Here is a 20831-nt window from a genome sequence, read left to right as displayed (position 1 = left end):
CGACCGCCCTGCGCGACGCGGGACACGAGGTCACCATCGAGGCCGAAGAGCCGATCCGCCCGACCATTGAGGCGGAGGCGGCGACCATCGAGCGCCAGGCCGCCAGACCGCCAGGGTCGACGCGCTCGACGCGAAGGCCGACCGCCGCGCCGCCGACGCTGACACCGCCGACGCGGCCGCGCGCCGCGCGTTCGACCGGCTCCCGGAGGGTAGCGAGCCGATCAAGATCGGCCACCACTCCGAGACCCGGCACCGCAACGCGATCGAGAAGGCCCACAACGCGATGGGCCGCAGCGTCGAGGCCGACCGCGGGGCCACCCGCGCCCGCACCCGCGCCGACGTCGCCGCCCACACCACCGAATCCCGCTACGCGCCCGCGATGGTCGCCCGCCGGATCGACCGGCTCGACACCGATATTCGCGGCTGCACGCGGAAGATCGAGGGCAGCTCGCACAACTTCGGCGGCGGCTACATCGAGACGACCGCCCCCGCGACCGGCGCCTACCGGGAGCGCCTGCTCACCCAGCGCGCGCAGCTCGAAGACCAGCGCGACTACTGGGCCGCCGTCCGCGAGGCGCAGGCCGCAGCCGGACAGGTCACAATCCACAGCCGCGAGACGATCAACAAGGGGGACATGATCAATCACCGGTTCGGCTGGCACGTCGTGACCCGCGTGAATCCCAAGAGCGTGACCGTCGCCCTCGACTGGAACGACACCACCCGCCCCTACAAAGTCGCCTACGCCGACGTGCAGGGACACCACGCCGCTGCCGAGGTCGAGGCGGCCCGTACCACGGCCGCCACCGAGACGGCCGCCGCGAGCTGAACGAGCACGGGCTACCTACCTATATAGGTAGGTAGCCCACGACGAATCGCTCGGGGTTCTCCGCTGAGCGCGACGGTTCGAAGAGGCGGTTGCCCGGCTCTGCGCGGACGGTCATTGCGTAGTCGCTGAGCAGCTCCGCGATCAGGTCCCCTTTCCCACGTCGAGCGGTGAAGGTCGCGAGCAGAGCCACGGTTCCTCGATCGAGGGAGGCGGGGTGACGGCTCGTGCTGTCACGGTCGGCCACCCTGGTGGAAGTGGGAATCCTCGGGGGTGTACCAGACGGTCGTGTCGGGTGGGACGCATCCGTCGTGGAGCGGCTGGCTGGCGAGAAGGACGGTCCCGCCGGGCAGCGGCCTGGCCGCGTCGGAAAAGTTGGTGAGCACACTCCACGTGGGGGTGCGGCTGAAGAGGAGACTGCCGCTCGGGGAAGGCTGCCACTGCATCGTCTCGCCGTGGAGGAGAGTTCGCCTGAGGGCGAGAGCGTCGCGGTAGAACGAGAGGGTGGAGGAGGGGTCGTCCGCGAGGCGGTCTGCCGCGTGCTCCGCGAACCAGTTCACACCATGCCTCATAATGATCCTCACAAGAGGACGGGGTGGTCGTTGACTTCTGAAGAGCAGCTTGCAAATTGGACGGGACCGTCCAGTGCTACGGAGCAGGAAAAGCAAACACGAACTGAGACGATGATTAAGGATGCGATCGATTCGCATCCTGCGTTCAGTGATATGTCGTATTCAGTGTATGCAAAAGGCTCGTACGCGAACAACACCAATGTGCGAAGTGATAGCGACGTTGATGTTGCGGTGGAGTGCCAAAGCGTTTATTACTATGATGACAGAGATCCGAACCGAGACCATTCCGGAACTCCCTATACCGGGCAGTGGACGCCTCGGTATCTACGTGAGCAAGTAGAGATTGCGATTCGAGCGAAATTCGGGAACGCCGTCGATACTTCAGGATCCACTGCAATTAAAGTAAATTCGAACACATCGCGTATTGACGCGGATGTTGTGCCGAGTTTCACTTTGAAGGAATATTTCGCTAATGGCGCTGTGCGGGAAGGAACGCGCGTTTTCAAGAAGGACGGCGGCTTCCTCGATAATTATGCGAAACTTCAGCTCAGTAACGGAATCGCGAAGAATAACCGTACTAACTACCGCTACAAGAAAACCGTACGGATTCTTAAGCGTCTAGAAAACGTGCTGGTCAGCGCGGGAAAAACAGACGAACTTCCTTCTTATCTTCTAGAGTGCCTGATTTATCAATGTCCTGACTCCAATTTCTTGACGAATACTTGGACCGCCACTCTTCGTGCGTGTCTTGCTGACATTTTCAATTACACTCTAGTGGCCGAGCCCTCCGAGGAGTCCGAACGATGGCTCGAAGTGAACGAAGCTAAGTATCTCTTCCACTCTTCTCAAAAGTGGACTCGCAGCCAAGTTCACTCATTCGCCGCCGCCGCATGGGAATACATGGGATTTAAATGATTAGCGGAGCAACGATCCGCATAATCGCTGTTTTGATCTCAGCGGTGTTCGTCGGTGGTTCCTGGTTGAATGGAGACTCGGCTGATTTCGCATTTTTGCGGTATTTTTCGATAGCAGTGTTTCTTGCTACAAGCGCCTTTACTCTATGGGATCGCGTAGTTTGGAAGTGGCCAATAGTTCAGCGGTTTGCCGGCGTGACTCGCAATCTCAGCGGCACTTGGGAGGCGCAGCTGGAGTCCTTCTGGATCGATCCTAATACCGGTGTTCGCATCTCGCCAAAGGTGGTCTACATTGTCGTCAGGCAGACGAGCTCGCAAGTAAGCGTGACCATGCTCTCGAATGAGTCGCGTTCTAAATCGTCGACCGCTCGCGTGCTTCGAGAGGATGAGACGTGGGTTCTTCATTACTTGTATTCCAATGAACCCGAGCTGAGGTTTAGGGGCCGAAGTCCAATTCATCACGGGTCCGGAGTGCTTCGCGCCTCAGGTGACCCAACGACGCGCATGAGTGGGAGCTACTGGACGGACCGCGAGTCGAAGGGCGAATTGGTGCTCGGTCGTCGCCTTGCAAAATGCGCTGATGATTTTCTCGGTGCTACAGAACAGTTTGAGGCATCCGACGCCATGAGCCAGAAGTCTTAGCAGATGCGGCGCAATACGTTGATTTCAATCTTCCACGGCGGCATTCTCAGGCCGTTGCGCGGCGTCATACAAATCAGGGCATCGCGGTCACGGGGGCGTGACGAACAGGAATCAGGACGGGACCGTGCTCTTGGGCACGGTGAGTCCCGCCCTGAAGAAACCGGATGCGTCGGTTCCGTGGAGGCTCGAGCGGAGACATCCGTGGCCTGGGTTCAGCTCGTCGTACTCGCGGGAAGGTTGGCGTGGATGAAGTCGTTCACGCGGGCTCGGGCGTCGCGGTCTTCGACCCACGGCATGCCGGTGAAGCGGTGGGTGCCGTTAGGCCAGATTCCGAGCTGAACGTCGACGCCGTCTTCACGCATCTTCGCCGCCATGCGGGGGGAGGGGGGCATTGTGGATGAGGTCGCGCGTGCCGGTGAAGATGTAGGTCTTCGGGAGTCCGGCGGAGGAGCCGAACAGTGGGGAGATGCCGGGCTTGCGGAGATCGTGGTCGCCGGCGTAGAGGGCGGCGACCTTGAGGATGTCGTCGCGTTTGAGGATGTCTTTCGTCCGGTCCGTGATCGAGCTCTGCCTGCTCGTGGTGAGGTCGGTGTATGGGAACTGCAGCAGCAGCGCCGAGGGCTGGGGGACACCCTCCGCGCGCGCGCTGCACGAGCGCGAGAACGAGGCCGGCGCCGACGTTCTCGCCGGACACGGGCCCGCGATCGGCTCCGGGCACCACGAGTTCCGGTGGTCTACCGCAGTCTGATGCGCATCCTCCGTATCCTGCTGGGCGTCGCGGTCCAGCAGGGCACGGAACCCTCGGATATCTGAGCACAAAGGTCTCGCGCGTCAGAGTGTCAGAGCGTCAGTGTAGCCGCAGCCAGCCTGGTGCTCGTGCTCTGTCGGCGCCGATCGATAAGCTCCGGGAACACGCAGCAGTAACGGCGCCGGGGGAGGGTACGAGATGTACGGGGACAGGCTCGCATCCGTCCTAACCGGCGTAACCCCGTCCCAGCTCCGACTCTGGCGCAAGAAGAGGATTCTGGTTCCGGAGATCAGTCCCGGACGGCCGCCGCTCTACTCGTTCCGAGACCTTGCTGCGCTGCGTACGATTGCCCGCCTTCGCGGCCAAGCGAGCGCGCAGCGCATTGCCAAGGCGTTCGAGACCCTCCCCCTCATCGGTCTCATCGACCATCCCTCCGAGTACCGGTTCGGGTATGCCAAGCCTGAGATCTTCGTCGAGGGCCCGGATGGCCTCGTGATCGGCCTCGCAGCCAGTCCGGGGTCGGTACCGATCTACACCTTCGAGGACATCTCCGAGAGCTTCCAAAACTTCCGCGGAGACGAAGTCGCTGACTTCCGTCGGCCCTCCAAGTTCGTTGAGCTCGACCCTCACCGGATGAGCGGCATGCCGACCGTGGCAGGCACCCGCGTCGACATCGAGACCGTCCTCGAGCAGGTCGACCCGCTCGAGGACGATTCCGTCGAGGCATTCATTGACGACTACCCCGGGGTGACGCGCGAGGCGATCGCCGATGTTCTCCGCTTCGACCAGCGCGTGAGGATGGTCGCGTGACCCGGCACGACGGCCGGCGCATGTTCTTCGTCGACGAGTGCCTTGGCGAGAGCACCACCACGGCCCTGCGCATTCTTTTTCGAGGGTCGCTGTTTCAGAGCGCGAAGGATCTCCAGACGCGTGGGGCCTCGGATGTGCATCTCCTGGCGCGCCTATCGGACGAGCAGTTCGACGGCATCATCACCCGCGACCGTCAGCAACTCATTCACGACGACGAGCGCGCCGCACTGCGTCGTGCGGGCCTGCATTGGATTGGTATCGACTCATTTGGTGCGGGCCGTGGATCTTCGACGAGGATGAGCCCGATGCGTGTGCGGTCCGCCACTATGGCAACACTCACTCTAGGTATTCCACTCGTGCTCGAGACGTGGGCTGACCGACCGACGGCCTACCATCTCGCTTCGCGATCGGTCGGGCGCGTCGACGAGCTCAAGGTTCACCCGATCTGAGCGACGCTGCCACTGCGGGTCGTCAAAAAAAGCGGTAGCGAGACTGCAATGGCGTCTGTTTAGCGTCGCTTCCGGCTAGATCCTTGGGTCAGCATCTGGTGCGGCAGCAGTAGGGAGAAGGCTCTCAAGTTTTCGCACCCGGGCAACCTCACGCGCGAGATCGATGTTGGCTCTGAAGCCAGGCTGGGCGAGCGCAAGCTTGAACACCAACTCCGCATACGGGCCCGTCTCGCCGTTTCGGACGCCCCCGGAGGCATTGAAGACCTGATCGTTGTCCCGCACCGCAGTTAGAAGCCCGCCCACTTCCTGCGCACCCATGCCAGTCGCTGCATGCAACCGTGCCCAGATCAAGTCTGTGCGGTTGAAGCTCCGCGATGCTTTGAGTGCTTCAACCAAAGATGCATTGCGCTTGGATACCAGGACAGGTTTGGTGCCGACCCAGTCGATGATCGCGTCGCCCACCTGCGCTGCTGTCATGCCGCTGCGAACAGTGAAGGCCTGCTTTTTTCCGAGTGGTCCATAGGGGTCTTCCCCCTGAAACTTCAGCGGGTAGGAGGGCACGTCACGGCCGAGGAGCCAACCCACCTCCTGGTCGCACCACCGACTCTCAACGAACCCCGGAAAGAGGAACACGATGCCCGCGTCACAGGTGCGTAGCGCGCGCTCAATCTCCGCGTGCCACTCCTGATCCGGCTCAATCGAATCGTGGGCAACGAACAGCGTGACACCCCAGTCGGCGAGGTGCTCTCCCACCTCACTAACCAGAGCCCGCTGTGACGCCAGGTGGGACGCGAATAGGAATAGGGGTGTTGCCTCCTCTTCGGCCTGCACCTCAATCGACACCTCGAACAGTTGGCGAACGGCCAATGCAAGCTCGTCCACCTCCGCACGAGGCAGATCCCGGATCGTATCCAGCACGGCCCCCGAGCGGTCAGCTTCGGTAACGTCCCACTGGTCGTTGTCGTGCCAACGTTCCCATCGAATTTCACCTAGTCCCGCCTCATGAAAGAGCAGATTGACGTCCGTCAGATCGCGCTCCGCTAGTGCGTTCGCAATAGATCGAAGAAGCGCCAGCTTCTCTACGTCAATGGCCACAAGGTCTCCAAATCAACCGGGTTAGGAATCGCAAGTGCAACCCCAAAGCAACACCAAAGATATTCAAGCATCGAACGTCGCTGATGCCGACCCCCGCCACGCAACCGCGTACCGTGCGGTTGCAGAGACGACCCCGCGGTCATGCCCATGACGTCTCCCGTGCTGTGTGACGTCGAAGCCGCCATCGACGCAGCCACGTCTTGGAGACGTTGAGGCTGCAGTGCGTTGTCGTCGAGGAAGGCGCCTCGTCAGGACCGCCGCCGAGGGCCTAGCTCGAAACCCGACCCCCTGTTCAGGGAAGGGGGACCTTGTCCTTGGCTGCCCGGAAACCATTAGCTTTTCGAGACGCACCGTTCAGCGGTCGTTTCGCTCTCGGCGGGTCCGGGTTCTCGGAAGGTCTGCTGTCTTGGAAAGACCTCTTGCCGCGTCTCGTCTCAGGAAGAGGCGCGGCGGGTGTTTCCGAGTCAGAACGAGGTCGTGAGGCTTCTCGGCCATACAGGTATGAGCACGTCGAGTCAGGACGCGCGGTTGCAGCTCGACGCGCTCGTCGCAGCGGGGGTGCAGAAGCGCGACGTGTTCGCGGACGTCACCTCGGGGAGCAAGACCGCGATCGAGCGGACCGGGATGAAGAAGCTCCTCGAGTAGGCCGAGGACGGGGACACCGTCGTCGTGTGGCGAGTCGACCGGCTGGCCGCTCCCTGATCGACGTGCTGAACACGGTGAACCTGCTGCGCGAGCGCGGTGTGCAGGTCCGGACGATTTCTGACGGCATCGATCCGCCGACGTCGACGGGCCGGTTGATGCTGAACATGCTTGCCACGCTCGCGGAGTACGAGCGCGAACTGATCGTCGAACGGGTCAACGCCGGTATCGCGGCCGCCCGCGCGAACGGCGCCCAGTTCAGTAGGCCTCTGTCAGATCCGGTCGTGATTGCGGTCAAGCTCGCGATCGCCTCGGACGCGCGAGCACGCGGCCGCACCGCCGAGGACGCTGCCCGTCTCGTGAGGTGGAGCCGTGCGACGCTCTACCGGCACCAGCAGGCCCACGCGGCTTGCGAGCTGGTCGCGATGGACAGCCTCCGACTCGCGTCGGCGCCGCTCAGAGGTACCGCAGCGCCAGGTGCAGGTCGACGCGGTCGGACATCGAGCCGAGGTCGCGGCCGGTCAGCGCCTCGATGCGCTGCACCCGGTAGCGGAGCGTGCTGGCGTGCAGGTGCAGGAGGTCCGCGGCCCGGCGCCACGCGCCTCCGCTCTCGAGGAACACGCGAAGGGTCTCGACCATGTCGGAGCGGTGCTCGTCGTCGTAGCGGACCAGCTCGCCGAGCACCTCGCGGGCGAAGGCGGCGCGGGTGCGCGGCGAGATCAGCTCGAGCAGAGCACCGCTCGAGACCGGCACCGTGTGCGCGAGCACCGTGACGGGGTCTGCGGAGGAGTCGGCGGCCGCGGTCGCCCGGGCGCGGGCGGCGAGCAGGGAGGCTCCGAGCTGCCCGACGGAGCGGGAGCCGTCACCGACGCCGATCGACACCCGACGTCCTCGCAGGAGCCACGGCTCGGCCTCGACGGCGGCGCGGAGGGCGGGCCCCGACTGCCTCTCCTCGTCGTGCGGATCGCCCAGGAGCAGCACCGCGCCTCCGTCGAGCACACCACCGAGGGTCAGAGCGTGCTCGCGCTCGCCCGCCTCGCGCAACGGCCGCAGCAGAGCCTCGGGAGGGAGCGACGGATCGTCCGAGCGGGCGAGCACCACCCGCAGCGGCGCTCCGAGCCGTGCTCCGAGCAGGCGCAGCCGCACCGAGACCTCGCCGTCCGGCAGCTCGTCGTTCTCGACGGCGCGCAGCAGGTCGATCAGCGGTTCCGCCGCCTCCTGCTCGCGGCGGCGGGCGAGCGCGAGGCGACCGGCGACGGTGCTGGCGAGCAGGTCGGCGGCGTCGGCCGACTCCTCCGACCAGCCCCTCTGATCGCCGGTCACCACGAGCACGCCGAGCCGTTCGCCGGAGGAGGAGAACAGGGCCTTGCGGGACAGGGTGCGGCTGCCGGGCGCGACGTCCCAGCGGTCGTCGGAGGAGGCGAGCGAGGCGTCCCACGCGGATCCGGACTCGGCGGGGGACGGCATGCCGCCCGCCGACGCGACGAGCGTGCCCGCGCGGTCGATCGCCCAGCTGCCGTGCGCGAACTCCTCGAAGAAGGCGCGGAGGGCGGCGTGCACGCCCTCGCCCGCGGCGAGGTCCTGGAGCAGCCGCCGGGCGAAGCGGGCGTCGCGGCCGAGCGTGGGTAGATCGGCCTGCGCGAGCACCCCTGCGACGGTCTGGCCGATCGTCTTGAACGACACCTCGGGCGAGACCGTCAGCAGCGCGACTCCGTGCCGACGGCAGATCTCGGCCATGCCGGCGGGCAGCGTGCCGACGGCGATGAGGCCGACGACGATCGCCACGACTCCGCGGTCGGCGACCTGGCCGACGAACCGCTCGACGCTCTCGCGCCCGGAGGTCCACAGCGCGCTCGTGAGCACGACGTCGCCGGGGGAGAGGAAGCGGCCGGGATCGGGGAGGTCGATCGTGTAGGTGCCCGAGATCGCTCGGGAGAGCTGCACCTCGTCGCCGGTCACCAGGGTCAGCTGGAGCTCGGGATGGGTGAGGAGCTCGCGGACGTTCACGCTGGGGCGGCCTCTTCGATCGGGGGACCCGCGACCGGGCGGGGGCTCCAGACTACGGGGGCGGTGGAGGCGTGCTGCGGAACGTCGGCTGAGAGAGGGGTCTCTCGGCTGTCAGGCGACAGACCCCTCTCTCAGCTGATGTTCTGCGCGGGTCTCGGCCGAAGCGGCGCCTCCACGACGGAGGAGCCGACCCCCGGGGACGCGCAGGGCGTCTCGCGGGGGCCGGCTCCTCGGCTCAGTGCTGTCAGCGCGCGGAGCGGCGGCGTCCGAGTCCGAGTGCGACGGCGCCGGCGGCCAGCAGGCCGAGGGCCGCGGCCGAGAGCCAGCCGCCCTCGACGCCGGTGCTGGCGAGTCCGCCGGTCGGCTTCGCGGGGGTGCGCGGCGGCACGGCGGCGGCCGGGGTGGTGGCGTGCGGGGCCGGCGCGGCGGTGGGGGCCGCGGTCGGGGCGACCGTCGGCTGCGCGGTCGGCGCCGGGGTGGGCTCCGCCGTCGGCGCGGTGGTCGGCGCGACCGTGGGCTCCGCCGTGGGCTCTCCCGTCGGCACCGGCGTCGGCTCGGGCGTGACCGCCGTGCCGAACACCGACTCCGCCGAGCCGAGCGACGCCAGCACGGTCTCGCCGTTCGCGTCGTCGACTGCGTCGTTGTCCGTGACCACGAAGACCTCGCCCGCGCCCGTGATGCCGAGCCCCTCGAGCTTCTCCTGGGTCCAGCCGTTGCCCGCCTCGAGCGCCGGCAGCACGTCGGCTGCGAGCGTCTTCTCGAGCACCGGCAGCTCCTCGCCGACCGCGGCACCCGCGCCCGTGGGCAGCGGGACCGTGTAGACGGCCTTGAGCGACGCATCCGGACCGTTGCGCTTGTCGCGCTCGATCACGGCGAGCGTGCCCGCCGGGGTCAGCGTGATCTCGGACAGTCCGTTCCAGTCGCCCTCGACTCCGGACGGAGCCTCGAGCGGGTAGCCGAAGAAGCTCCAGGTCCCGACGGCGACGTCGTAGCGGCCCAGGCGCACCACTCCGTCCGCGTCGATCGAGGCCTCGCGCTGCAGCGCGGTCCAGACGATCTCGCCGTCCGTTCCGGACTCGACGGTCACGCCCTCGAAGCCCTGCGAGCCCAGTGCGTCGGCGACCTCGGCCGGGAGGGCGATGCGCTCGAGCACCGCGGCGGAGTCGTCGAGGCGCAGCAGGGCGTTCTCGGGTCCGGTCGCGCCCTCGGTCACGGCCCAGAAGCCGCCGTCGGCGCGCGCCGCGATGCCCTCGAGGTCGAGGGCGGCCGGCTCACCCGCCTCGGTGACGGTCGTCGTCGCGTCCAGCACCGCAGGGGTGACGGAGGTGTCGATCGAGTGGATCGTGCTCGGGGCGTAGGCGCTGTCGCTTACCGCGTAGAGGCGGTCGGCGTCGGCCGGGTCGGTCGAGAGGCCAGAGAGGGCGCCCCAGGGCAGCGGCGATCCGTCGACGTCGGCCGAGACGAGAGTGGGGAACGCGGGGGCGGAGGCGCCGAGCCCGTAGAGCTGCACCGTGGCGCGCAGAGCGGCCTCGGCGTCGTCGGTCTCGCTCGAGACGACGAGCAGGTCGCGCTCGGGCAGGGCGAGCAGCCCCTCCGGACCGGGCGTGGACGGCAGAGCCTGCACGAGACGCGGCGCGGTGGGGTCCGAGACGTCGTAGACCGCGACGAAGTTGGCGCGCTCGGCGCCGACGAAGACGTAGGGCACGCCGTCGAAGGTCGCCGAGAGCAGGCCCTCGGGCTCGGAGCCCTTCGCGTCGGAGCGCTTGTCGGGGTAGAGGCCGAGGCTCACGGCGAGGTGGTCGAAGGAGTTCCCCGCGTCCCACTGCACCGCTCCGGTGGCCGCGTCGAGGATGGACCAGCCGCGCGTGCCGCCCTTCCAGTCGCCCTCGTTCGCGATCGCGACGTGCGCGTCGCCGACCCAGCCGATGGCGTCGGGCTCGCGCGGCACGTCGGTGATCGATCCGGTGAGCGAGATCGTGTCGTCGTCGAGGGTGTCGATGCCGTCGACCGAGACGGTGCCCGCGGAGTAGGAGGTGAGCACCTCGCGCGAGGCCAGGTCGACGATCGCGACGGCGTTGTTCTCCTGCAGGGTCACGGCCACGGCCGTGTCGGAGGGGTTGATCGAGACGTACTCGGGCTCGGGGTCCTCGGGGGTGTCGAGGCCCGCGAGTCCGGTGAGCGAGACGTGCTCGGCGACCCAGGCGGAGGGGTCCCCGGCCAGGTCCATGACGACGAGCTCGCCGGCGGGCGCCTGCGGCAGGTCGCCCTCCTCGGCGCCCTCGGGGGTGAACTCCTCGTCGCGCTGGTTCTCGATCGCGATGACGGCGGTGTCGCCGGCGGTGGTGACGTCGATGGAGTCGGGCTGCCCGCCGAGCTCGATCGTCGCGACCGGCGCGAGGTCGGAGGCGTGCAGGACCCTCACGTGCCCGGAGGGGTTCGCGAAGTCGCCGTCGCTCGTGTCGACGACCGCGAGGACGTACTCGCCCGTCGCGTAGACCGAGGTCGGCTCTCCGCCGACGCCCACGCCGCCGAGCGGCTCGGGCGACTCGGGGTCGCTGATGTCCAGGACGTTGATGCGCTGGCCGGCCGAGTCGGTCGAGTAGACGAGGCGGCCGTCGGGCGACGCGCTCGAGATCTCGGCGACGGCGGAGTCGACGGCCGGGTCGGCGGCGTTGAGGTACGCGGGCACGGTGGCGACGCGGGTGAAGAAGGAGTCGCCGCTCGCCGCGGCGGGCAGGGCGGCTCCGAGCGTGCAGCTCGCGAGGGTGAGGACGATCGCGGCGCCGGCGGCGCGACGGGGGGCATGAGGACGGGGCACGGGTCTCCTGAGCGGGTTCGAAGGGAACCCGACCACGCTGGTCGGCCCGGGTGAACGCGGGGTCGCTCTCGGGTGTCCGCCGGGGGAACGCGAGGTGTCCGCGGCCCCGTGAGCGGGAGGCCGGGGGCCTCGCTCCGCCGGCGCCGACCCGTGGCGCTCGGTGCGCCGTTCGGAACCGAGGTCGGGAGTGCGCCGGCGGCCGCTGCGGCGCCCAAGGGAGGCTCCCGCCCTCGATTCCGTGCGGTCCGGCGCTCAGAGCGCGTGCTCAGAGCGTGTTCGGACCGGTCCAGGCTCCCAGTCGGCCCTGGTTGTACGTGCCGTCGCCGGCTGTCGACGAGACCGTCATCGACCACTCGGTGGCCGCTCCCACGCCGGACACGCCGGTGCCGACGCGGAACGTGATGTCGAACGCCGCGGATCCGCCGTCCCGCAGGATCGCCTGCGGGTTGAGGAAGGTCACCGTCGAAGTGCCGATGCCCGTGACGCCCAGCGGCGCCGGGAGACCAGCCGGGGCGGTCAGCGAGGTGACCACCAGCGAGCCCGCCGGGAACGAGGGCCCGGCGGTCTGCGCGACGGTGATCGTGATGGTCGCGGCGCCCGCGGGTACGTCCTCCGCGGAGCTGTAGTTGAAGAGGCGGACCTGACGCGGTCCTTGACCGAGCACGTTCACCGTCGTCCGGGCCCAGACGAGGTTCGAGGATCCGAGGGCGAACTGCGGGAACAGGTTGTTCTCCCAGCGCTCGGCCTCGGGAACGGGCTCGCCGGACGCGGCCGCGGCGGGGGTTGCGAGGGCGACGGCGACGATCGGGGCCGTCCACATGCCGGCGGTGACGAGGGAGCGTCGGGGCAGAGGAGCATCGGGCAGGAGCATGGCGGACTCTTTCTCGAGAGGGGCATCACGACGAGGGTCGGAGGGCGGAGCTCGGAGTGCGCGTCGTTCGGGTACCGGCGCACCCCGAGCCGCTTCCCGAACGCTACGGAGGAGGCGATCGACGGCATCCGGCCGCATCAACAGGCGTCTACACGGCCGTCTGGCTCCCGTCAGCGGGGCGGAACCCGGGCGGCCAGGTCCTCCGATCCGGCGCGGAGGAGCCCTCGATGGACGGAACCGCCGCCTCGCCCGCCGTCTCCGGGTCCGCCTCGACGCTCCGCTCGGAGAGCCTGGCGCCTACCGGGTGGAGGCGGTGCGGCTGCCGACCGGTGTCGTCACCGCGATGACGATCGGCGCGCATCCAGGGCCACGCTGTCGAGCGTGAGCGTGCTCTTCTCGCTCGTCCACTCGTTCAGCTCGCCCGCGGGCCCGATCGCCGCCCTGTTCGTCTTCCTGTCGGCCAGCCCCTGACGAGGACGACGTCGGTGACCACCGGCGCGGACGCCTCCGCACCGATCAGTCCGGCAGCGATCGTCTGAGCCCGGAACGCCGTCGTCGCGCGCGGTCGGCGCTCGCACTCCACCTTGGCAACGCTGTGGACGTCCGCCGCTGCGTCATCGCCTCATCCTGCCCGATTCCGCCGCTCCCCTGGACGCCCCGAGCGGGGCGTCCACTCACGGGCTCGTCGCCCACCGGGAAGGCGGCGGAGGAGGTGCGGGACGGCGTGCCGCAGCGTCGACAGGCGTCTTCACGCCGACCGGCCACGGGTGGACGGAGCAGACCGGGTCCGCGTGCGCCCCGCTCAGCGCGGCTCCTCCACGCCCTCGACGAGCAGGACCCCCGCCTGGACCGCTGTCGCCAGCTCCACCCGCGTGCGCACGCCGACCTTGTCGAACAATCGGGAGACGTAGGTGCGGACGGTGCTCGACGAGAGGCCGAGCGCGACCGCGATCTCGTCGTTGCCCCGGCCCGCGGCCACGGCGGCAGCGACCTCGCGCTCGCGGGCCGACAGCGCTGCGCGGGGTGCCGGTGCGGGGGCGACTCCCGCCACGCGGCGGATCACCTGCGAGAACGACGCGACTGGAGCGACCTTCGGCAGGAACGCGTCGGCTCCCGCGAGCAGGACCGCCGCCTCCGCCTGCTCCCCCAGGAACGAGGACATCACGACGATGCCCAGCCCGGGGAGGGCGCGTCGCAGCGGGCCGATCACCTGCGGGGCCGAGACCGCCTTCATCCGGACGTCGAGCAGAACCACGTCCGGACGCAGCCGCCGCGCCTGTGCGAGGACGAGCTCGCCGTCGTCGAGTGCGCCCACGACCTCCAGGAGCGGATCGGTGCGGAGCACCTGGCGGAGAGCGAGGAGCACGAGCGGGTCGTCGTCGACGAGGAGGACGCGCACCCGTACTCCTGGTGCGGGGAGTGCAGCGGGGTCGTCGGCACCCATGTCCTCTCCCGTCTCGGGCCTGCGCAGGGCGGAGGGACCCCGCGCAGCCACTAGCATCTCCCTTCGCCGGACCCCCCGCGGCGCACGACTCTCCGAGAGAACCCCACCATGACCTCCACCCCCTGGCTCGAGCGGCGCACGGCCGGTCCGCTGCTGATGAGCGGCAACCTCGTCCTCGGACTCGCGATCTTCTCTCTCGTCGCACCGCGGCTCCCGCTCTGGAACCTCCTCCTGACCCTGGTGATCGGCCTCGCCGCGATCCTCCCCCTCGGCGTCCAGCGCCGGCACCCGAGGACCGCCGGCGTCTTCGCGATCGTCGGAGCCGCCCTCACTCCCATCGCCACTCCGGCACTGTGGACCGCGCTCGTCGTGCTGGGACTGCGCCTGCCGCGCAGGACCGCACTGAGGTTCGTGCTCGCCGGTGCCCTCGCCAACGGCTTCCTGCTCGGGCTCTACATCGTGAGGTGGGCGACTCCGCAGACCCTCGGCGCGTCGATCCTCGTCGGCGTCTTCTCGATGGCGGTCACGGTCGTCATCGGCCTCGCGGGCATGCTCGGCGGCGCGAAGCTCCGGAGCGACCGTGCGGCGGAGGAGCGCCTCCTCGCCGCCGTCGACCGGAGCACGGTGGAGGCGGAGCGCTCGCGGGACGGAGAGCGGGAGCGGATCGCGGCCGAGATCCACGACTCCCTCGGGCACTCGCTGACTCTTCTGAGCTTGCACTCCGCAGCGCTGCGCGACGTCGACTCCCTGTCGCAGGAAGAGTTGCGGGCGCTCTCGAACTCCATCCGGCGGCAGACGCGCGCTGCGGTGGACTCGCTCACGGCGACGCTCCGGGCCGCGCCGGACGCGCGCTCGACCGAGGCGGCGGCGAGCCTGGACGGCCTCTTCGCGGGCGTGCAGGCCACGGGGCGGCCGCTCGACGTGCAGATCGAGGGCGATCCCGGCACGCTCAGCGGCGATACGACGGCCGTGCTGGTGCGCTTCTGCCGGGAGGGACTGACCAACGCCCTGAAGTACGCGGGTGAGGGGCCGCTCGGGGTCGCCGTGCGGATCGACGAACGCGGGGGCGTGGTCGCCGCGGTGACGTCACCCGAGCGCCCGCCGGATATCCCGGCGGGGCCGGTCATGTCGTCGTCCGAGCGGGGCCTGCGCGATCTCGGCGCGGCCGCGGGCTCGATGGGCGGTGAGGTCGTCCTCACGAGGGAGGGAGGCGTGGTGACGACGAGCCTGCGCGTCCCGGCCGCGGATCGGCCGCCTCAGTCTCAGTCGTGAGGGCGAGGGCTCTCCGGCTCGCTGATCGAGCAGCCCGCGGAGCGGGCGTCTCGAGTTCCCTGTGCTCCAAGGGGGGGGTGGGTCTCGATACGCCGCTGCGCGGCTACTCGACCAGCAGAACTGAGGCTGAGCGCGGCGATCCGGGCGGATCGATCTCCTCAGCCTTACTTGTGAGGCGAGGGCTCTCCGGCCTGCTGATCGAGTAGCCCGCGGAGCGGGCGCATCGAGATTTACGTGGCCCAGGAGGGCGGGTCTCGATACGCCGCTGCGCGGCTACTCGACCAGCAGGGGAGGGGCCGCCGCGAGGCCCGCGGCCGCCGTCCCCCACGCGCCCAGCGCCTCCCGCACGCGCTGGTCGCGCGCCAGTCCCAGCGCCTCCGCGTACGCGCCCTCGAGCACGTCCTCGATCCGCACCCTCGAGCCCGTCTCGGAGGAGCGCACCGCCGCCTCCACCATCGCCAGGCTCCGCACGTTCGCGTGCACCTCGCCCGACGGCGTGCCACCGGTGCGCAGTGCGGAGACGAACTCGGCGAGCGAGCCGTGGATCTCCTCCGGGACCGGCTCGAGCGACGCCGTCCGCACCTCGGAGGACTCCCGGGCCTGCACCTCCGGCGCCCCGTCGCCGTCCCAGCGGGCCGTGCCGCCCGCGCCGTTCACGCGCCAGCTGCCGTTCCACGACGTCTCGAACCCGTCGGCGCACCAGCTGCCCGTGTAGGTGAAGCGCAGCCCGCCGGCGAACTCGAACACCGCGGTCGCCGCGGCGCCGTCGGCGTACCAGCTCCAACCCGGGTTGTACTCCTCGCAGTAGACCGACACCGGATCGCTGTCGAGCAGGTACCGCGCCGCATCGAACGCGTGGATCGCCATGTCGACGAGCAGCACGTGCGGCATCTCCTCGCGGAACCCGCCGAAGTGCGGCGCCTTCGCGAAGTCGACGGTCGCGGTCCCGAGCGTCCCGAGCTCGGCGATCTGCGCGCGGAACGCGGCGATCGCGGCGTAGTACCGGCGCGACTGGCTCGTCATCAGCAGTCGCCCGGAGGCCTCGGCGGTCGCCGCGAGCACGAGCGCCTCGGCGACCGTCGGCGCGATCGGCTTCTCGCAGAGCACCGGCAGACCGGCGAACAGCGCCTCGGTGCTCACCGGCAGGTGCGCGCGCGGCACGGTCACGTTGACCACGGCGTCGGCGCCGGAGCGCGCGGCGACCTCGGCGACGGAGGTGCCGATCGCGACCGGGGCGACCCCCTCCTCCGCCGCGGCCTGCTCGGCCAGGGCGGTGTCGAGGTCGACGAGCCCGACCAGCTCGACGTCGGCCGAGTCGCGCAGCGCGCGCAGCCACGCGCGCCCCATCGCCCCCGCGCCGACCTGGACGATGCGCACCGGAGCGCTCATCGGACGAGCGCTCCCTGGTAGTCGTGCCCGGTGTAGAAGTCCTCGGTCTCGTAGCGCTGCAGCACCGGAAGCGTGCGCTCGGGTCGGACGGTCCGCGCCCACTCCACTCCGTTCGCGATCACGCGGCGCACGTCGGCGTGGTGATACACGGGGTAGTCCTGGTCGCCGGGCGAGAAGAAGAAGATCTTGCCGTGCCCCCGCTTCCAGGTCATGCCCGAGCGGAACACCTCGCCGCCCGAGAACGTCGAGAGGAACACCAGCTCGTCGGGTGCCGGCACGTCGAAGAACTCCCCGTACATCTCCTGCTGCGGGATCACGAACGGGTGGGGCACGCCCTGGGCGATCGGATGCGTCGGGTCGACGGTCCAGACCAGCTCGCGGTCCTGCTCCGATCGCCAGCGCAGCGTGCAGGTCGTGCCCATGAGCTTCCCGAAGATCTTCGACCAGTGGCCGGAGTGGAGCACCAGCAGTCCCATGCCCGACAGCACGTGCCGGTGCACGCGCTCGACGACCTCGTCGGCGACCTCGCCGTGCGCGGCGTGCCCCCACCAGACGAGCACGTCGGTGGCGGCGAGGACGTCCTCGGTCATTCCGTGCTCGGGCTCGTCGAGCGTCGTGGTCGACACCTGCGCGCGCTCGCCGAGGTTCTCGGAGATGCCCGCGGCGATCGTCGTGTGCATGCCGTCGGGGTAGATCGCGCGCACCTCCTCCTCGATCTGCTCGTGGCGGTTCTCGCCCCAGACGAGTACGCGGACGGGGGAGGAGGGAGTGGTCACGGGAGGGTCCTTCACTGGTCGGCACTGACGTGGTCGCGGTGGTCGGTTAACCGCTTTACCGCGACGTCCAGGATGATGGACGTCACCGTCGCTCGTCAACCGCGAGGGGCGACGAGCGGAGGAGCACCATGGCGACCATGCGCGACGTCGCCGAGCGCGCCGGCGTCTCGATCGCCACCGTCTCGTTCGTCGTCAACGACTCCAAGCCCGTGACCGCCGAGACGCGTCAGCGCGTCGTCGACGCGATGGCCGAGCTCGACTACCGCCCGCACGCCCTCGCCCGAGCGCTCGCTCGCCGCCGCTCGATGATCCTCGCGGTCGTGTTCCCGCTGGTGCGCCCGCGCCTGCTCAACACCGCCACCCTCTTCTTCGCGGGAGCGGCCGAGGCGGCGGCCGAGCGCGGCTACTCGATCGTGCTCTGGCCCTCGCTCGACTCCTCCGAGCGCCTCGCCGGCCTCCGCGCCGACGGTCTCGTCGACGGCGTGGTGCTGATGGAGGTGGCCCTCGACGACGACCGGGTCGACGTGCTGCGCGCCTCCGGAACGCCTTTCGCGCTCATCGGGCGCACGCGCGACCCCTCCGCCCTCGACTGGGTCGACATCGACATCGAGGGCATGGTCGAGGAGTCGCTCGCGCGCCTGTCGTCGCTCGGCCACGAGCGCATCGCCCTGGTGCTCGGCGGTCCCGAGCGTGTCGAGGGCTTCGGAGCGAACGCCCGCGCCCGCGAGACGTTCCGCCGCGTGTCGGGGGAGCGGGGTCTCTCCGGAGTGCTGCTCGAGGCCGAGGAGTCGGCTCGCGGCGGACGCGCGCTCGCCGAGGAGCTCGGCGACGCGACGGCGGTGCTCGTGTTCGACGGAGGCATCGCCCTCGGCCTCGCGCACGAGCTGCGGCACCGCGGAGTGAGCGTGCCGGAGGACGTGTCGATCGTGCTGCTCGCCTCGACCCCGGATGTCGCCGACTTCGGCGATCCCGAGCTCGACGTGCTCGTCTCGCCGGCGCACGAGCTGGGGCGGAGGGGAGTGGAGGCGCTGCTCGCGCGCCTCGAGGACCCGGCGGCGCCGCTCGTGCAGGAGCGCATCGGCGGGGAGTGGCGGACCGGCGGATCGGTCGCGCCGGTTCGTAGCGTAGTCGGGGCGGATCGGTCCGCGAGCGACCGCGGGTAGGGCTCGCGCGGGTCGCACGTGCCCCGGTCGCGTTCGCGCCGGTCTCACGTCCAGCTCGCGGAATCGAGTTCGGCTCGCAGATCCCGCCGGTTCCGACGAGCCGAACCGGTTTCCACGAGCCGAACCGGTTCTCGCGAGCCGGAGGTGCTGCCGAGGGGGTGCGTCAGGCGGTGGTCACGGCACGATCGCGTCGATGTACCCGCCGTCGACCCGCACGGCCGCGCCCGTGGTCGCCGAGGCGAGCGGCGACGCGAGGTAGACGACCATGTTGGCGATCTCCTCCGGTTCGATCAGCCGCTGCAGCAGCGAGTTCGGCCGGTGCAGCCGCATGAAATCGCGCTGCGCCTCGTCCCACGGGAGCGACGCGTCGACCAGCTCGCGCACGAAGTCCTCGACCCCACCCGTGTGCGTCGGGCCCGCGAGCACGCTGTTCACCGTGACTCCGCTGCCCGCTGCCGCCTTCGCGAAGCCCCGCGAGACTCCGAGCAGCGCCGTCTTCGACACCCCGTAGTGGATCATCTCGGCCGGCGTCGCGACGGCGGAGTCGCTGCCGATGTGCTGCACGCGCCCCCAGCCCCGCTCGATCATGCCGGGCAGGTACGCGCGGGTCAGGCGCACCCCGGTCAGCACGTTCACCTCGAAGTAGCGCCGCCACTCGTCGTCGCTGATCGTCAGCGGATCGGCGCTGCCGAAGATCCCGAGGTTGTTGACGAGGACGTCGACGGTCGGAACGGCCTCGAGCAGCGCCGCGCTGCCGTCGTCGGTGGCGAGGTCGGCGGCGACTCCGCGGACGGTCGCCTCCGGAACCTGCTGCAGCACCTCCGCGACCGCCGTGTCGATCGAGCCCTGCGAGCGGGCGTTGACGACCACGTCCGCGCCGGCCCGTGCGAGCCCGACGGCGATCGCCAGCCCGATGCCCTGCCCGGATCCGGTGACCAGTGCCGTCCTGCCGATGAGATCGATCGCGATCATGCTGCCCCGTCCTGCGGCGCGCGCGGTGCGGGCCGTGCTCTCGATGACAGTAGTAGCGACGGGGTGCCCGCAGATGTTGCTGCAGGGGGTCTTCTTGAGGTGCTTGCCGCGAGGAGTGCCCGGCGAAGACGCCTTGAACCGGGTCTGAAGTCGACAGACCGATCGAAGCCGATGCAGCCCTGTCCCTTCTGTTCCCCGCGCAGAGCCGCTGAGGCACTGCGATGTGACGAGAAGATTCGGCGTGACCGATCGGCCCGAGGCGAATCAAGCCGGCATGGCGCCGCACAGGTGACCCGTTCGATCTGGTGGTGAGCTGCAGTCAGCTCTTATTCCGTGCGGGAGTGCCGTGCGTTGCGAGAGTGGATGTGGTGCACATGCGCTTGGAACGCACGAACCGAGCCACCACGGTAGTCGACGACGGACTACTTCGCCTAGCCGCCGAATGACGCATCTCAATTCACGGCAGACGATGGCAGAATCTCGCGATTTCTCCCCTTGAGGTGAAGAAATGCGGTGGCGAGAAACTGCTTGCAGTGACGATTCTTGTCCGACCTGCGCCACTCGCGTCTCCATTCATGCCACATCGTTCTGCCTGAAACCCCTCTCATATGAGAAGTCGTCATGTTTAGTTAGCGTTCCTCGCATCAGCACCAACACATCGCTGAGGGATTGGGGAATCGCGTGTTCTTGAGCAGAAAACCCTCGAGAGAGAGCCGCTTCACGAAGGTGGCCGCGGCTACGGCAGTGATCTTCGGGGTGCTCGGCGCAGGGGCGGTCATCGCCACCTCTGCCCAGGCTTCCGAATGCAGCTTCGGGTGGTGTGGCATCGTCCACAGCGCAAAGGACTCGACACGTACCGTGTTCGTCGGCTCTGCATGGAGCGGCTCAGCGCCGTCCGGCAAGATCGCCGCTCTGTCGCCCGGCCAGTCGTCGAAGTCGTTCATGGTGGACGCCGACGCCTACAAGCTCATGCCAGGTGCCTGCGCCTGGTGGTACACCGAGGCCGGAACCAAGCAGGCACCCGCTCGCGTGCGCGGCGATGGCAGGTGGCACCAGATTCACAACAGCTTCAACTACACGATGCACACCTATGCCTGCTGAGGTGCTACCGTCCACGTCACTGCCGACTGCCGCCCCTTGAGAAAGAGAGTCAGCTGATGAAGAAGATCGCCGTCCTGTTGCCGTTGGTGCTGACTTTTTCGCTGTCATTGATGGCCGCATACGCATTGCCAGAGGTGGTGTGGGCTCTAGCTAATCCCACATCGGCAGATACCGACCCGGCATTCTTCTTCGCCGGATTCATTGGACTCTTCATCGCGTTCCTCGCTCTGCACGTCTGGGGGGTCGTATGGCTGCTTCGCGGGCAGAGTGCTGAAGACTAGCTCGAGCTGGTCGGAGAGGGCCGGCGCCCGCGGGGGCCGGCC

General features: G+C 68.9%; 18 protein-coding genes and 2 pseudogenes. 10 read left to right on the top strand and 10 right to left on the bottom strand.

The genetic code is table 11. The annotated features are described in order from the left end of the window. Nucleotides 1-112 precede the first annotated feature (112 nt). Nucleotides 113-826 (top strand): annotated as a pseudogene (locus tag AC0CID_RS11370) (DUF3560 domain-containing protein); the annotation flags it as partial. 19 nt (nucleotides 827-845) lie between these two features. On the opposite strand, the gene AC0CID_RS11365 reads toward AC0CID_RS11370, so the two are convergent. Continuing rightward, on the bottom strand, nucleotides 846-1016 hold the full coding sequence (locus AC0CID_RS11365; protein WP_465226893.1) for a putative quinol monooxygenase: 171 nt from the start codon (nucleotides 1014-1016) through the stop codon (nucleotides 846-848). A 118-nt stretch (nucleotides 1017-1134) separates the two neighbouring features. Here AC0CID_RS11365 and AC0CID_RS11360 point away from each other — a divergent pair, with 118 nt between their 5' ends. Beyond that, nucleotides 1135-2310: a nucleotidyltransferase domain-containing protein gene (locus tag AC0CID_RS11360; RefSeq protein WP_465226892.1), complete on the top strand. Its 1176-nt coding sequence runs from the start codon at nucleotides 1135-1137 to the stop codon at nucleotides 2308-2310. Beyond that, nucleotides 2307-2951 (top strand): Cap15 family cyclic dinucleotide receptor domain-containing protein, encoded by a 645-nt coding sequence (locus tag AC0CID_RS11355; protein ID WP_465226891.1) that lies wholly within the window; start codon nucleotides 2307-2309, stop codon nucleotides 2949-2951. The genes AC0CID_RS11360 and AC0CID_RS11355 overlap by 4 nt, the downstream gene beginning before the upstream one ends. Nucleotides 2952-3305: 354 nt before the next feature. Here the strand turns inward: AC0CID_RS11355 and AC0CID_RS11350 are convergent, their stop codons facing one another. After that, a complete protein-coding gene (locus tag AC0CID_RS11350) occupies nucleotides 3306-3770 on the bottom strand; it encodes an alpha/beta hydrolase fold domain-containing protein (protein WP_465226890.1) in 465 nt (154 codons plus the stop codon). Between the two features lie 127 nt (nucleotides 3771-3897). On the opposite strand from AC0CID_RS11350, the gene AC0CID_RS11345 reads away from it, so the two are divergent. Then, nucleotides 3898-4509, top strand: coding sequence for a DUF433 domain-containing protein (locus tag AC0CID_RS11345; RefSeq protein ID WP_465226889.1), 612 nt, complete (start codon nucleotides 3898-3900; stop codon nucleotides 4507-4509). Beyond that, the gene (locus AC0CID_RS11340; RefSeq protein WP_465226888.1) at nucleotides 4506-4958 is read left to right on the top strand and encodes a PIN-like domain-containing protein; all 453 of its coding nucleotides are present in this window, start codon (nucleotides 4506-4508) and stop codon (nucleotides 4956-4958) included. Before AC0CID_RS11345 ends, AC0CID_RS11340 begins: the two co-directional genes overlap by 4 nt. Nucleotides 4959-5033: 75 nt before the next feature. On the opposite strand, the gene AC0CID_RS11335 is transcribed toward AC0CID_RS11340, so the two are convergent. Further along, the gene (locus AC0CID_RS11335) at nucleotides 5034-6053 is read right to left on the bottom strand and encodes a toll/interleukin-1 receptor domain-containing protein (protein WP_465226887.1); all 1020 of its coding nucleotides are present in this window, start codon (nucleotides 6051-6053) and stop codon (nucleotides 5034-5036) included. A gap of 477 nt (nucleotides 6054-6530) precedes the next feature. On the opposite strand from AC0CID_RS11335, the pseudogene AC0CID_RS11330 reads away from it, so the two are divergent. Continuing rightward, nucleotides 6531-7096 (top strand): annotated as a pseudogene (locus tag AC0CID_RS11330) (recombinase family protein); the annotation flags it as partial. 55 nt (nucleotides 7097-7151) lie between these two features. Here the strand turns inward: AC0CID_RS11330 and AC0CID_RS11325 are convergent. The 4 genes from AC0CID_RS11325 to AC0CID_RS11310 form a co-directional block, all read right to left on the bottom strand. Beyond that, nucleotides 7152-8702 (bottom strand): PucR family transcriptional regulator, encoded by a 1551-nt coding sequence (locus AC0CID_RS11325; RefSeq protein ID WP_465226886.1) that lies wholly within the window; start codon nucleotides 8700-8702, stop codon nucleotides 7152-7154. Nucleotides 8703-8946: 244 nt separating this feature from the next. Then, on the bottom strand, nucleotides 8947-11520 hold the full coding sequence (locus tag AC0CID_RS11320; protein WP_465226885.1) for an esterase-like activity of phytase family protein: 2574 nt from the start codon (nucleotides 11518-11520) through the stop codon (nucleotides 8947-8949). Nucleotides 11521-11785: 265 nt separating this feature from the next. Further along, entirely contained in the window at nucleotides 11786-12391 is a 606-nt protein-coding gene (locus tag AC0CID_RS11315; protein ID WP_465226884.1) for a hypothetical protein, read from the bottom strand. 802 nt (nucleotides 12392-13193) lie between these two features. After that, a complete protein-coding gene (locus tag AC0CID_RS11310; protein WP_465226883.1) occupies nucleotides 13194-13790 on the bottom strand; it encodes a response regulator in 597 nt (198 codons plus the stop codon). Between the two features lie 153 nt (nucleotides 13791-13943). Here AC0CID_RS11310 and AC0CID_RS11305 point away from each other — a divergent pair, with 153 nt between their 5' ends. Further along, complete coding sequence (locus AC0CID_RS11305; protein WP_465226882.1) at nucleotides 13944-15107, top strand: sensor histidine kinase; 1164 nt, start codon at nucleotides 13944-13946, stop codon at nucleotides 15105-15107. A 273-nt stretch (nucleotides 15108-15380) separates the two neighbouring features. Here AC0CID_RS11305 and AC0CID_RS11300 read toward each other — a convergent pair whose 3' ends face one another. Beyond that, complete coding sequence (locus tag AC0CID_RS11300; protein WP_465226881.1) at nucleotides 15381-16496, bottom strand: Gfo/Idh/MocA family protein; 1116 nt, start codon at nucleotides 16494-16496, stop codon at nucleotides 15381-15383. After that, the gene (locus AC0CID_RS11295; RefSeq protein WP_465226880.1) at nucleotides 16493-17272 is read right to left on the bottom strand and encodes a ThuA domain-containing protein; all 780 of its coding nucleotides are present in this window, start codon (nucleotides 17270-17272) and stop codon (nucleotides 16493-16495) included. Before AC0CID_RS11295 ends, AC0CID_RS11300 begins: the two co-directional genes overlap by 4 nt. Nucleotides 17273-17400: 128 nt before the next feature. Between AC0CID_RS11295 and AC0CID_RS11290 the strand changes: the two genes are divergently transcribed. Next, complete coding sequence (locus tag AC0CID_RS11290) at nucleotides 17401-18435, top strand: LacI family DNA-binding transcriptional regulator (protein WP_465226879.1); 1035 nt, start codon at nucleotides 17401-17403, stop codon at nucleotides 18433-18435. Between the two features lie 174 nt (nucleotides 18436-18609). Here AC0CID_RS11290 and AC0CID_RS11285 read toward each other — a convergent pair whose 3' ends face one another. Continuing rightward, complete coding sequence (locus tag AC0CID_RS11285; RefSeq protein ID WP_465228090.1) at nucleotides 18610-19404, bottom strand: SDR family NAD(P)-dependent oxidoreductase; 795 nt, start codon at nucleotides 19402-19404, stop codon at nucleotides 18610-18612. A gap of 747 nt (nucleotides 19405-20151) precedes the next feature. On the opposite strand from AC0CID_RS11285, the gene AC0CID_RS11280 reads away from it, so the two are divergent. Both AC0CID_RS11280 and AC0CID_RS11275 read left to right on the top strand, forming a co-directional pair. Continuing rightward, nucleotides 20152-20508: a hypothetical protein gene (locus tag AC0CID_RS11280; RefSeq protein ID WP_465226878.1), complete on the top strand. Its 357-nt coding sequence runs from the start codon at nucleotides 20152-20154 to the stop codon at nucleotides 20506-20508. A 56-nt stretch (nucleotides 20509-20564) separates the two neighbouring features. After that, a complete protein-coding gene (locus tag AC0CID_RS11275; RefSeq protein ID WP_207406753.1) occupies nucleotides 20565-20789 on the top strand; it encodes a hypothetical protein in 225 nt (74 codons plus the stop codon). Nucleotides 20790-20831: the final 42 nt, after the last annotated feature.

Source organism: Rathayibacter sp. AC451 (assembly GCF_979253095.1).
This window is presented reverse-complemented; position numbering and strand designations above follow the sequence as displayed.

Bases quoted from the DNA above. Each gene is read 5' to 3' on its own strand.
- AC0CID_RS11305 (WP_465226882.1), top strand. From the start codon at position 13,944: ATGACCTCCACCCCCTGGCTCGAGCGGCGCACGGCCGGTCCGCTGCTG.
- AC0CID_RS11345 (WP_465226889.1), top strand. From the start codon at position 3,898: ATGTACGGGGACAGGCTCGCATCCGTCCTAACCGGCGTAACCCCGTCC.
- AC0CID_RS11355 (WP_465226891.1), top strand. From the start codon at position 2,307: ATGATTAGCGGAGCAACGATCCGCATAATCGCTGTTTTGATCTCAGCG.
- AC0CID_RS11300 (WP_465226881.1), bottom strand. From the start codon at position 16,496: ATGAGCGCTCCGGTGCGCATCGTCCAGGTCGGCGCGGGGGCGATGGGG.
- AC0CID_RS11290 (WP_465226879.1), top strand. From the start codon at position 17,401: ATGGCGACCATGCGCGACGTCGCCGAGCGCGCCGGCGTCTCGATCGCC.
- AC0CID_RS11315 (WP_465226884.1), bottom strand. From the start codon at position 12,391: ATGCTCCTGCCCGATGCTCCTCTGCCCCGACGCTCCCTCGTCACCGCC.
- AC0CID_RS11275 (WP_207406753.1), top strand. From the start codon at position 20,565: ATGAAGAAGATCGCCGTCCTGTTGCCGTTGGTGCTGACTTTTTCGCTG.